The sequence below is a fragment of the Rhodococcus huquni genome, assembly GCF_055231055.1.
On the sequence record NZ_JBUYWE010000004.1, the window covers coordinates 246,609 to 258,887 of the forward strand.

At 65.1% G+C, this 12,279-nt stretch carries 12 protein-coding genes; 10 read left to right on the forward strand and 2 right to left on the reverse strand.

The features are described 5' to 3' along the window. The first annotated feature begins 28 nt into the window (after positions 1-28). Positions 29-1,159 (forward strand): glycosyltransferase family 4 protein, encoded by a 1,131-nt coding sequence (locus tag ACZI8R_RS10425; protein ID WP_463379522.1) that lies wholly within the window; start codon positions 29-31, stop codon positions 1,157-1,159. Positions 1,160-1,235: 76 nt separating this feature from the next. Here ACZI8R_RS10425 and ACZI8R_RS10430 read toward each other — a convergent pair whose 3' ends face one another. Then, positions 1,236-3,053: an AMP-dependent synthetase/ligase gene (locus ACZI8R_RS10430; protein WP_463379523.1), complete on the reverse strand. Its 1,818-nt coding sequence runs from the start codon at positions 3,051-3,053 to the stop codon at positions 1,236-1,238. 160 nt (positions 3,054-3,213) lie between these two features. On the opposite strand from ACZI8R_RS10430, the gene ACZI8R_RS10435 reads away from it, so the two are divergent. The 8 genes from ACZI8R_RS10435 to ACZI8R_RS10470 all read left to right on the forward strand — a co-directional run bounded on the left by ACZI8R_RS10435 (position 3,214) and on the right by ACZI8R_RS10470 (position 9,712). After that, positions 3,214-3,594 (forward strand): polyketide cyclase / dehydrase and lipid transport, encoded by a 381-nt coding sequence (locus tag ACZI8R_RS10435; protein WP_463379524.1) that lies wholly within the window; start codon positions 3,214-3,216, stop codon positions 3,592-3,594. Positions 3,595-3,738: 144 nt separating this feature from the next. Beyond that, entirely contained in the window at positions 3,739-4,176 is a 438-nt protein-coding gene (locus ACZI8R_RS10440) for an SRPBCC family protein (protein ID WP_463379525.1), read from the forward strand. An 11-nt stretch (positions 4,177-4,187) separates the two neighbouring features. Further along, the gene (locus ACZI8R_RS10445; RefSeq protein WP_463379526.1) at positions 4,188-5,408 is read left to right on the forward strand and encodes an ArsA family ATPase; all 1,221 of its coding nucleotides are present in this window, start codon (positions 4,188-4,190) and stop codon (positions 5,406-5,408) included. After that, on the forward strand, positions 5,405-5,812 hold the full coding sequence (locus ACZI8R_RS10450) for a hypothetical protein (protein ID WP_463379527.1): 408 nt from the start codon (positions 5,405-5,407) through the stop codon (positions 5,810-5,812). Before ACZI8R_RS10445 ends, ACZI8R_RS10450 begins: the two co-directional genes overlap by 4 nt. A gap of 50 nt (positions 5,813-5,862) precedes the next feature. Continuing rightward, positions 5,863-6,834: an ROK family protein gene (locus ACZI8R_RS10455; protein ID WP_463379528.1), complete on the forward strand. Its 972-nt coding sequence runs from the start codon at positions 5,863-5,865 to the stop codon at positions 6,832-6,834. 110 nt (positions 6,835-6,944) lie between these two features. Continuing rightward, positions 6,945-7,718: a lysophospholipid acyltransferase family protein gene (locus ACZI8R_RS10460; RefSeq protein ID WP_463379529.1), complete on the forward strand. Its 774-nt coding sequence runs from the start codon at positions 6,945-6,947 to the stop codon at positions 7,716-7,718. Between the two features lie 48 nt (positions 7,719-7,766). Then, positions 7,767-8,258 (forward strand): polyadenylate-specific 3'-exoribonuclease AS, encoded by a 492-nt coding sequence (locus ACZI8R_RS10465; protein ID WP_463379530.1) that lies wholly within the window; start codon positions 7,767-7,769, stop codon positions 8,256-8,258. A gap of 68 nt (positions 8,259-8,326) precedes the next feature. After that, positions 8,327-9,712, forward strand: a complete 1,386-nt coding sequence (locus tag ACZI8R_RS10470) for a class II 3-deoxy-7-phosphoheptulonate synthase (RefSeq protein ID WP_463379531.1) — start codon at positions 8,327-8,329, stop codon at positions 9,710-9,712. A gap of 4 nt (positions 9,713-9,716) precedes the next feature. On the opposite strand, the gene pknB is transcribed toward ACZI8R_RS10470, so the two are convergent. Then, positions 9,717-11,744, reverse strand: a complete 2,028-nt coding sequence (pknB, locus tag ACZI8R_RS10475) for a Stk1 family PASTA domain-containing Ser/Thr kinase (RefSeq protein WP_463379532.1) — start codon at positions 11,742-11,744, stop codon at positions 9,717-9,719. Positions 11,745-11,858: 114 nt separating this feature from the next. Between pknB and ACZI8R_RS10480 the strand changes: the two genes are divergently transcribed. Further along, entirely contained in the window at positions 11,859-12,227 is a 369-nt protein-coding gene (locus tag ACZI8R_RS10480; protein WP_463379533.1) for an Rv2175c family DNA-binding protein, read from the forward strand. Positions 12,228-12,279 lie beyond the last annotated feature (52 nt).

Here is a 12,279-nt window from a genome sequence, read left to right on the forward strand (position 1 = left end):
ACGGCATTCGACCGAATACGGTGAGCAGATGCGCCGAACCCTGCTGGTGACGAACGACTTTCCACCGCGTCCCGGTGGGATCCAGTCGTACCTGCACACCTTCACGAAACAGTTGCCGGGCAGCGAACTGGTCGTGTACGCACCCCGATGGCGAGGAGACTCGCACGAGAAGTTCGACGCGCGGCAGCCGTTCGAAGTGGTGCGTCACCCGACGACGCTGATGTTGCCCACCCCGTCCGTATCGGCGCGTGCCGCCGATTTGGTCCGGGACCACCGATGCGACAGCGTCTGGTTCGGTGCGGCGGCGCCACTGGCGCTCCTTGCCCCCGCCATGCGCAAGGCAGGCGCGGAACGAATCGTGGCGAGTACCCACGGACACGAAGTCGGTTGGTCGATGTTGCCGGCCGCCCGGTCCGCGCTGCGTCACATCGGAGAGAACACCGACACGGTCACGTACGTCAGCAAGTACACCCGCGGACGCTTCGCTGCGGCGTTCGGGCCCGACGCCGCCCTGGAGCATCTGCCCTCGGGCGTGGACACGGACACCTTCCGACCCGACCCGTCGGCACGAGAGGAACTACGTCGGCGATACGGTCTCGGGTCTCGGCCCACGATCCTCTGCCTTTCACGTCTGGTCCCGCGGAAGGGGCAGGACAAGCTCATCGAGGCTCTGCCGCGGATCCGAGAACGCATCGACGGGGCCGTGCTGGTGATCGTCGGCGGTGGACCGTACGAGGATCACCTTCGTTCGCTCGCACGTTCGGTCGGTGTGTCGGACCACGTGGTGTTCACCGGCACGGTCCCGTCCACGGAATTGGCCGCGCACCACACGGTCGCCGACGTGTTCGCCATGCCCTGCAGGACCAGGGGAGCGGGCCTGGACGTCGAGGGTCTCGGAATCGTGTACCTCGAAGCGTCCGCATCCGGTGTTCCGGTCATCGCCGGACGCTCGGGTGGGGCGCCGGAGACCGTGCGCCAGAACGAGACCGGTCTCGTCGTGGACGGAACCTCGATCGGGTCGGTCGCCGAGGCGGTGGTGTCGGTGCTGTCCGATCCCGACCGCGCGGCAGCGATGGGCGCAGCCGGTCGTGAATGGGTGAAGTCGCAGTGGCGATGGGACGTGCTCGGCGGAAAGCTGCGCTCACTCCTCGCCGGCTGATCGATCCGAAAGACACGAAACTGCCCCTGCGACCTTTCGGTTGCAGGGGCAGCTTCGTGTGCGATCTCGGTACGCGCTACTTGGCGTAGATGGCATCGATTTCTGCAGCATGAGTCTCGTGTACGACGTTGCGCTTGAGCTTCATGGTCGGCGTCAGTTCACCGGTCTCTTCGCTGAAGTCCGCGGGGAGCACTCGGTACTTCTTGATCGCTTCTGCGTGTGACACGAGCTTGTTGGCCTGGGCCACTGCTTCGTCGATCTCGGCGGTCAGATCCGCATCGGTCAGCAGGTCTGCGGCCTTCGTGTCCGCGGGCTTGCCGTTGCGCTCGTTCCACGCCGGCAATGCCTCGGCATCGATGGTGACGAGCGCGCCGATGAACGGCTTCTGGTCGCCGACGAGAATCGCCTGGCTGATCAGAGGATGCGACCGAAGACTGTCCTCGAGCTGACCGGGCGAGACGTTCTTGCCGCCGGCCGTGACGATGATTTCCTTCTTGCGGCCGGTGATGGAAATGAAGCCGTCGCTGTCGAGCGATCCGAGGTCGCCGGTATGGAACCAGCCGTCCTCGAGTGCCTGCGCGGATGCCTCGTCGTTTCGCCAGTAGCCACCGAAGACCACCGGGCCCGACAGCAGGATTTCGCCATCCTCTGCGATCCGAACGGTGTTGCCGTCCAAGGGCTTACCGACGGTGCCGATCCGCTGGTTGCCGATCGTGTTGACGGCGAACGCGGCCGTCGTCTCGGTGAGTCCGTAGCCTTCGTAGATGGTGATGCCGATGCCGCGGAAGAAGTGGCCGAGCCGGGCGCCGAGGGGTGCGCCGCCGGAGATGGCGAGTTCGCACTCACCGCCGAGAGCGGCCCGCAGCTTCGAGTAGACGAGCTTGTCGAACAGAGCGTGCTTGGCCTTGAGCAACAGTCCGGGCCCGCCGTTGTCCTGAGCCTCGCTCCAGGCGATCGCAACGTCGTCGGCAGCGTCGAAGATCTTGCCCTTGCCCTTGCCCTCGCCGTGTGCCTTGGCACGTGCGGTGTTGTAGACCTTCTCGAACACACGGGGCACCGAAAGGATGAACGACGGTGCGAACTCGCCGAACGTCGGAACGAGGTTCGGGATGTCGCTGGTATGTCCGAGAGCGGCGCCGGCGTCGAACGAAGCGATGCTCAGCGCGCGGGCGAAAACGTGCGCCATCGGCAGGAACATGAGCGTGGTCGTCCCCGGACGGCAGAGCATTTCCCCGAAGTTCGACGCGAGAATGCCCCGAGATTCGGCGACCAGGTTCGAGTGGGTGAGCTGGCAGCCTTTGGGCCGCCCGGTGGTGCCCGAGGTGTAGATCAGGGTCGCGGGATCTGCAGCCTTCAGTGCGGACACCCGTGCGGTGACGTCGTCGTCGGAGACGTCGGCGCCGAGCGCGGTGAGTTCCTCGACGACTCCGCGCGCGCCGTCGGAGCCTTCGATGCGGTAGACGGTGCGAAGCGCAGGTGCGGCCTCGGCGACCTCTTTCACCAGTTTCGCGTGGTCGGCGTTCTCGACGATGAGGTCGATCGCTTCCGAGTCCTCGAGGATCCAACGGACCTGTTCGGCCGACGAGGTCTCGTAGATCGGGACGGTGACGCCGCCGGCTGCCCAGATCGCGTAGTCGATGAGGGGCCACTCGTATCGGGTGGCCGACATCAGTGCCACTCGGTCACCGGCCTGGACTCCGAGTGCGATCAACCCTTTCGCTGCCGCCCGGACCTGCGATGCGAACTCCGCAGCCGTCACGTCGTTCCAGGCGGAACCGACCTTCCGCCGGTAGACCACGAGATCGGGCCTCGAGGCGGCATGGGCGAACACCGAGTCCACGGCGGATTCGTCCTCCGCGATCGTGAACGACTGTGGTGCGCTGAACTCGGGCACTGAAGACCTCCGACACTGACGTACTGACAAGTAGGTATTGCTTCGGAACACCTTAGACCTACTGTTTCGTCGTGTTTCGACGACGGTTTCCGCGGCGCCCGCGTGCGTGATCCGGAGGTCTGTTCACCGGCCGCGGGAACCGGTGTGTGAAGCTGTCCGTGTGAGCAGCATTCAGGTCGCAGACCAGACGTTCGTCGCCGCAACGCCCGAGCGCGTCGCCGGTGCACTCGGTTCGCCCTCGCGCTGGCGTCGTTGGTGGCCCGACCTGCAGGTGAAGGTGGGGGAGGATCGAGGCGAGAAGGGGATCCGCTGGTCGGTCGACGGCCCCGTCGTCGGGACGATGGAGGTGTGGTTGGAGCCCGCGCTGGACGGCGTGATCATCCACTACTTCCTCCATGCAGAGCCTTCGACCGAAGAACTGCGCGCGAAATTCGATCCGGCCGCGAGTAACCGTGAGCGTCGTGTTCAGGGCAAGGTCATGTCGTTCGAAGTGAAGAAGGAACTCGAAGCGGGCCGGCCGGCCGGCGAACCTCCACGCTGATCGTTCGTCGGGTTCCGGTGTCGCCGTACTCCTGTTGTGCCGGACATGTCCGATCGTGTGTGATAGGCAGGCACACGTACCGATCGACCGGCCGAGCGGCGTAGCCGAAAGTGGCCGGATCCAGGGAAAGGAAGCGTTCGTCGCATGCCCGAGAAGACCAAGAGGTCGATCAGCATCGAGGCCCCGGCGGTCGACGTGATGAACGTGATCGCCGATTTCGACGACTATCCCACCTGGGTCGCCGCAGCCAAGTCCGTGGAAGTACTGGAGACCGGCAGCAACGGTCGCGCCGATCGCGTCCGCTTCGTGCTCGATGCAGGAATGGTCAAGGACACGTTCGTGCTCGAGTACGACTGGGCTGCGGACGGTAACTCGGTGGCGTGGAATCTGGTGTCCGGCGAGATCCAGAAGGCTCAGTACGGTGCCTACACATTGGTCGAGGAACCGGACGGTGGCACGACGGTGACCTACGAGCTGACCGTGGACCTCAACATCCCGGTGATCGGCCTGTTCAAGCGCAAGGCGGAGAAGGCGATCACCGACACGGCTCTGAAAGAACTGAAGAAGAGAGTCGAAGGCTGATTCGCGACAACTTGCGCGGCAACAACTCTGCCGCCACTCGGCTCCAGTTCTTCGTCGGCAAAGGCGGGACCGGAAAATCCACCCTCGCAGCCGCAACCGCGGTAGCAGTCGCGGCCGATCGCCGGGTTCTGCTCGTCTCGATCGACCAAGCGCACTCCACGAGCGAGGTACTCGGATCGTCCGCTCAGGCGCGTCCGGCCGGTCTCGAAGTGCTCGAGCTGGACACACTGACGCTCGCCGAGGACCGATTCCGCGACCTCGGTTCGCTTCTGGCGCTGAGCGGTAACCACGAACACGGTGCTCAGTTCGATTCGTTGGCCCCGGAAGAGTTGCTCGGCGTTCCCGGAATCGAAGGGCTGTTGGGCCTGCGCGAAATCGTCGACCGTGCACAGACCGGCGACTACGAGTTGATAGTGGTGGACTGTCCGGCGACAGCCGACTCGTTGCGTCTGCTGGGCGGCCCGGCGATGGTGGCCGACTACATCGAACGAGTGTGGCCGCAGCAACAGCGCATGATGGCGGTGTCCGGCACGGATCCTCGGCTCCTGGTACTGGTTTCGCTCGTCGAGCGGGTCGTCTCGAGCCTCGAGCGCATCCGTGGGCTGCTGTGCGATCGGGAGTCCACGTCCGTTCGGGTCGTGACCACGGCGGAATCGATCGTCTTGCTCGAGACGAGGCGCATGCTCAGCGCCCTCGCACTGTCGCAGATGAACGTCGACGCGGTCGTCGTGAACAATCTACTTCCGCAGTTCGATTCGGCGGAGGGCAGTGGAGCGGCGTACGAGTGGTCCTCCCGCAGGCGAGCGTCTCAGGATGCGGTGGTGAAGGAGTTCGCAGATGCTGTGGGCATCGCACGAACCCGCTCGGTCACGGTGTGCCCGGAGGAGCCGGTAGGGTTGGCCGATCTCGGGGCGATCGCGCAGCAGATGTACGACCGCCACGAGGACGCGGCCGCCCTGCTCGATGGCGATGTCCCGCCGATAAGGGTGGGGCTCGAATCCGGTGCAGGACTGGAGTCGGTGTATGTCATGCGGATGTACCTGCCCATCGTGGACGCGTCGACGCTGACCTTGGGGCGAGTGGAGGATGACTTGGTGGTGGGAGCCGAGGGAGTGCGACGTCGGGTGCGTCTGGCATCCGTCCTTCGTCGATGCACTGTGTCCGGTGCAGAACTGGACGGTCAGGACCTCGTCGTACGCTTCGTACCCGATCCGCAGGTGTGGCCGGTATGAGTGACGATCACGTACAGCTCGTCGCCGAACTGCGCGCCCTGACGGAGACTGTCCTCGACCGGGTCGAGCCGATTCTGCGCAAGGCCGCAGATCCGCTCGCCGATCAGCACGAACATTCCGATGACACCGCGAACCCGGAAGCCGATGCATCGCAGGTGGACTCCGGGTGCTCGTGGTGCCCGGTGTGCGCGGTCGCGGCTCTGGTACGCGGTGAACAACACGATCTCGTGACACTTGTCGCAAGCCAACTTTCGGCACTGATCGCGTTGCTCCGTCAACTGCTGGACGAGTACTGGCCGCGTAATGTTGCCGGGCCGGACGACACGGCGGCCGAGTCCGAAGCCGCCGAGCCCCGCAGTCGGTCGGGCCGTTTCGTCCCCATTTCGGTGACGATCAAGACCTGATCGCACGGTCCTCTGTGTGAAGTGGCGTCGCTGCGGTGACAATCGAGAACATGAACAGTGCGACTGCCATTCAGGCGCTCACAGTGGGGATCGACGTCGGGGGTACGAGCATTCGGGCGTCCGTCGTCGATTCCGGGGGTGACGTCCTCGACTCCATACAGGCACCGACACCCTCGTCGGCGAAGGCCCTCGAGAACGCGCTGGACCGAACAGTGCGTGAACTCGCGTCCAGACACGAGGTCGCGGCGGTGGGTCTGGCGGTCGCGGGATTCATCACCCCGGATCGAGCAACTGTCAGGTTCGCTCCACACCTTCCCTGGGTGGAGGCGCCCGTCGGGCGAGATCTGAGCAACCGGCTGAACCTTCCGGTCGTACTCGAACACGACGCCAATGCCGCAGCGCTCGCCGAACACCGTTTCGGTGCGGCGGCAGGCGGTCAGAACGTGGTGATGGTCGCGATCGGAACCGGCATCGGCGCCGCACTGTTGCAGGACGGAGTGCTGTACCGGGGCAGTCACGGTGTCGCACCGGAACTCGGCCACATTCAGGTGGTGCAGGGCGGTCGACCGTGTGCATGCGGAAAGCGTGGTTGCTGGGAACGCTATTGCAGCGGAACGGCGCTCGTGGACACAGCGATCGAGTTGCTGGCCGACGATCCTGCTCGTTCCACCGTGCTTGCGCGAGAAGTCGCGGTCGACCCGGGCTCGTTGACAGGACGTCGCATTGCCGGCGCGGCGCAGGACGGTGACCCGATCGCGTTGGACACCTTCGCCGAGTTCGCGCGCTGGCTGGGTGTGGGACTCGCGCTCGTCGGGGATGTGTACGACCCGGATCTCGTCGTGATTGCCGGTGGCGTGGCAGGCTCTGCCGCCCTCTACCTGGACGATGCACGCGAGCATTACAGTGCGCTCGCGACCGGTGCGGGACACCGCCCGCTCGCGCGGATCAGGGGCACGCAGCTGGGCGAGTCCGCGGGGTTGATCGGAGCCGCGGAACTGGCACGCGCCGCGATCGCGGTGTGATGTCCGATTTTTGTGATCGGCGCGCAGAAGGTATCCCTTGTGTAGCGACGCTCACGGGCCCGAAGTAGAGTCCTACGCAACGAACGTCGCACGTCATCGGGAGGAAAGCCATGTGGTATTGGCTCGTCAAGTACGTTTTCGTGGGCCCGTTGCTGTGGGCTCTCGGACGTCCTTCCGTGAAGGGGATCGAGAACGTTCCGGACACAGGCGGAGCGCTCCTCGCCAGCAATCACCAGGCCGTGCTCGACTCGTTCTATCTCCCTCTCATGGTGGAGCGGAAGATCACCTTTCTCGCGAAGAGTGAGTACTTCACGGGCAAGGGTCTCAAGGGTGCATTCCAGCGCTGGTTCTTCACCGCGGTCGGGCAGGTTCCGATCGATCGCACCGGAGCGGACGCCGCGCAGGACGCACTGAACTCCGGGCTGCGAGTGCTCGATCAGGGCAAACTGCTCGGCATCTACCCGGAGGGCACGCGGTCGCCCGACGGCCGTCTCTACAAGGGCAAGACCGGGATGGCGCGGTTGGCGTTGGAATCGGGCGTCAAGGTCATCCCCGTGGCGATGATCGGCACGGACAAGATGAACCCCATCGGCTCTCGGGTGTGGCGTCCCGCCAAGGTCACGATCAAGATCGGCAAGCCCATCGACTTCTCCCGATTCGAGGGAATGGGTGGGAACCGATTCGTCGAACGCGCCATCACCGACGAGGTCATGTACAAGTTGATGAAGCTGTCGGACCAGGAGTACGTCGACATCTACGCGGCAACCCTCAAGAATCCTCCGGCCGGATCGGCGTCGGAAAAGGGAACCGAGCCTGTGACGGCTCCGCAGCCCTCGGCGGATGCGACGGACGCCACGCGAATCCCCGACACTCAGGCAGGCTGAGCAGGTCGCGGTGCGGCTCCCGACAGGCCGGGCATAGAGTTTGCGGCCGTGCGCTACTTCTACGACTGCGAGTTCATCGAAGACGGTCACACCATCGAGTTGGTCTCCATCGGGGTGGTGGCAGAGGACGGTCGTGAGTTCTATGCCGTCTCGACCGAGTTCGACCCTTCGCGTGCCGGTAAGTGGGTCCGCAAGAACGTCCTACCGAAGCTGCCGCAGCCGTCTTCTCCGCTGTGGAAGAGCCGAGCGCGAATTCGCGAAGACCTCTTGGCGTTTCTGATTCCCCGGCCGGGCATCGTCCCCGAACTGTGGGCCTGGGTGGCGGCCTACGACCATGTCGCTCTGTGTCAGCTGTGGGGGCCGATGACCGCGCTACCTCAGTCGATGCCGAGGTTCACGCGTGAACTGAAGCAGTTCTGGGAGGACGACGGCAGCCCTGCGCTGCCGCCCGTGCCCGATGATGCCCACGACGCGCTCGCCGATGCTCGGCACAACCTGGCCAAGTTCGAAGCGATCCTCGCCGCACGTTCGCTGCGCTGAACCTGGGTGGGGGAGCCCCCTGGGTGACCTGAGTCGCCCACCAGAATCCGAACGAATATCCTGTAGTAGTGAACTGGACTGTGGACGTGCCCATCGATCGTCTTCCCGAGCTCCCGCCGCTGCCGGTCGAGCTTCGCGACAAGCTCGATGCAGCTCTCGCCAAGTCGGCCGCTCAGCAGCCGCAGTGGCCGCAGGACCAAGCCGCCGCAATGCGTACCGTCCTCGAGAGCGTGCCTCCGATCACGGTGGCCAGCGAGGTCGAGGCGCTCCAGGAGAAGCTCGCACAGGTTGCCCGCGGTGAAGCCTTCCTGCTGCAGGGTGGCGACTGCGCGGAGACCTTCGCGGACAACACCGAGCCGCACATCAAGGGCAATATTCGTACGCTCCTTCAGATGGCGGTCGTGCTCACCTACGGGGCCAGCATGCCTGTCGTCAAGGTGGCTCGGATCGCCGGCCAGTACGCGAAGCCGCGTTCGTCCAACCTCGATGCACTCGGCCTGCCGTCGTACCGCGGCGACATGGTGAATTCGATCGTCGCGGACGAGGCGGTCCGTGCTCACGACCCCTCCCGACTCGTCCGTGCCTATGCGAATGCCAGTGCGGCGATGAACCTCGTGCGCGCGCTCACCGGTGCCGGTATGGCGGATCTTCACAAGGTGCACGACTGGAATCGCGAGTTCGTGACGTCCTCGCCCGCCGGCGCGCGATACGAAGCGCTCGCGGAAGAAATCGATCGCGGCCTTCAGTTCATGAACGCGTGTGGGGTCACCGATCCGAGCCTGCATCAGGCCCAGATCTTCGCGAGCCACGAAGCTCTCGTCCTCGACTACGAGCGTGCAATGTTGCGTCTCGACGACCAGGGCGACCACCCCAAGCTGTACGACCTGTCTGCGCACTTCCTGTGGATCGGTGATCGGACCAGGCAGCTCGACGGCGCCCACATCGCCCTGGCGGAGTTGCTGGCCAATCCCATCGGTCTGAAGATCGGCCCGAGCACGACCCCCGAGATGGCCGTCGAGTACGTCGAGCGGCTCGACCCCACGAACAAGCCGGGTCGTCTCACCTTGATCTCGCGCATGGGAAACAACAAGGTCCGCGACCTGCTGCCCCCCATCATCGAGAAGGTTCAGGCGACCGGACACCAGGTGATCTGGCAGTGCGATCCGATGCACGGCAACACCCATGAGGCATCGACCGGCTACAAGACACGGCACTTCGACCGCATCGTCGACGAGGTGCAGGGCTTCTTCGAGGTCCACAACGGTCTCGGAACGCACCCGGGCGGCATCCACGTGGAACTCACCGGCGAAGACGTCACCGAGTGCCTCGGTGGTGCTCAGGACATCTCGGATCTGGACCTGTCAGGACGTTACGAGACTGCGTGTGACCCGCGTCTGAACACCCAGCAGTCGCTCGAACTGGCCTTCCTCGTCGCCGAGATGCTGCGGGGCTAGACGGTCAGGGGAAGGACACCAGGCCGACACTGCTGCCGGGTTCGACGAGCGATCCACCGCCTGGTGTCTGGTTGATGATCAGCGACATGTCGGTTTCGGCAACCTGTTTCACCGCGACGTCGAGACCCAGTCGGGACAATTCGTCGCGCGCCGAATTCACCGACCTGCCGAGCAGGCTGGGTATCTTGACCGAGTTGGACATCATGAGGGTGGCGCTGCTGCCGGCACGAACGGTCTCGCCGATTCGAGGGTCGGTTCCCATCGCGCGGCCGGCCTCGACGTCGGGGGAGTAGTCCTCCGTCACCGAGCGCACCGTGATTCCCACCGAGTCGAGAGCCTTGCGTGCCTCGTCTTCGGTCATGCCCTTCACGTCCGGAACGGCCACGGGCGGGCTCCCCTTGCTCGTGATCATGGACACCGTGGCGCCGACGGGGAGGACGGTGCCCGGAGCGGGATCGAGTGCCGCCACCCCGCCTTCGGGAACCGAGGCGCTGAACGCGTCACCGCCGTCCACCGGTGTGAAGGTGTGCTCCCGCAGTACCTGTTCGGTACGAGCACGATCGCCGTCGGCGGCGAGCGTCGGGACCGCCGGGCGTCCCAAGGACACGAGGAGGGCGACGGTTCCGTCGCGGGCAATTCGCGAACCTGCGACGGGATCGGTACCGAGTACCGATTCCTCCGCTACGGAATCCGAGTACTGCCCTCGTACCTCCGTGGCCAGTCCCGCTCCCTCGAGGGCGCTCGTGGCGGCGCCGCGGTCGAGCCCGTCGATCGGAGGGACAGCGGTGTAGCGGCCCGATCCCATCCACCAGCCGCCGAATCCGACAGCGAGGGCCAACGCGACCACGATGAGGAGCCACACCATCGTGGTACGCCTCGACCGACGTCGTTCGGCGTCGAAACTCGAGCCGTCGTAGCCGCCGGCGTCCTCGAATTCGTCTTCGAGTTCACCGTCGGAGTCGTCCAGCATGTCGCTGCGGGGGGTGAGCCCGGTGACCATTCGGGTGTGCTGCACTCCGCCGGCAACCGGTGGGGCAGCGGGCGGGTGCGCCGCTGCTGCCGGGACCACCGCGGTGGCACCGTCGACAGGGTGAAGGCCCGGTTCGGGGCTTTGCGGCCCAGGCGGCACATCGGTTGCCTGGGTGGCGAAGCGTTCGGCGCTCGCGTGTTGTGCCGAGCGGCGCGGTGCCGGTACCCGGTAGTCGGGTAGTTCGAGGGTGGTGGCCACCCGCCGCAGGGCGGCAACGAGATCTCCCGCGTTGGTGAATCGATGGTCCGGTTCGCGATGTGTCGCCTCGGCGACGAGATCGTCGAACTCGGCGGGGACACCGGCAATGAAGGAACTGGGACGTGGCACGTCCTGATTGATTCGTTGGTATGCCACCGAGAGTGTCGTGTCGCCCGTGAACGGGGTTCTGCCCGTCAGGAGTTCGAACAGCAGGATCCCGGTCGAATAGACATCGCTCCTGGTGTCCGAGACGCCCGTGGTGACTTGCTCGGGCGACAGATACGCGGCTGTACCCAGAATGACGCTGTTCGATGTGGTGTTGGCCGCTGCGGCGGCGCGCACCAACCCGAAGTCGGCGATCTTCACCTCGCCGGAGTCGGAGATCAGAATGTTCTCGGGCTTGATGTCACGGTGGACGAGTCCGCCTCGGTGCGCGACGGCAAGGGCGTCGAGAACCGGGCCGGCGACGGCGGCGACGGCGTGTGGCGGCATCGGGCCGCGCTCGCGGAGAAGTTCCCTGAGTGTGCCGCCTTCGACCAACTCCATCACGAGGAAGGCCCGGTCACCGTCGTGACCTTGGTCGTACACAGCGACGAGCGCCGGGTGTTTGAGGCGTGCCACGGAACGTGCCTCGAACTCGAATCGGGACACGAACGCTGGATCTGCGGCGAACTGCGGGTCCATGACCTTGATGGCCACCGGACGGTCCAGGCGCGTGTCGAGTCCTCGATACACGGTGGACATGCCGCCCCGAGCGATCGTCGCATCCACCCGATAGCGTCGTTCGAGCAGTTCGCCGATCAAGCTGTGTCCTCCCACTCATCCGATACCGAGCCTGGTGTGCCCGGCGCGTCCAATCGTAGCCAGCGGCACCGACCGGTAGTACGAGGCGCGAAACGACCCGATAATGTTGGGAGCGTGAGTGCCATTCCCTACAGTGCCGATGTTCTGGACCGATCCGTCTCGCTGCTGCAATTGCCCGACGTTGCGAAGAACCTTGGATTGGTAGTGACCCGCGTGCAGCAGATGCTGCGCGATCGAACCCTCATTGCCGTCCGCCGTGACAGCGTTCTCGGCGTGCCAGAGGCCTTCTTCGACGACCACGGCGAGGTCCTGCAGCGCCTTCCTGGCCTGCTCTCCGTGTTGCACGACGGCGGCTTCGACGACGAGGAGATCCTCGAATGGCTGTTTCGTGAAGACGACACCCTGCCCGGGACACCGATCGCCGCGATGCGCGGAGACCTTGCCAGAGAAGTGATCAGGCGTGCCCAGGCGATGGGTTTCTAGCAGAATAGGCTTCTGGAGCCGACCACGACCGATCGGCTGACCTCGAGGAGAG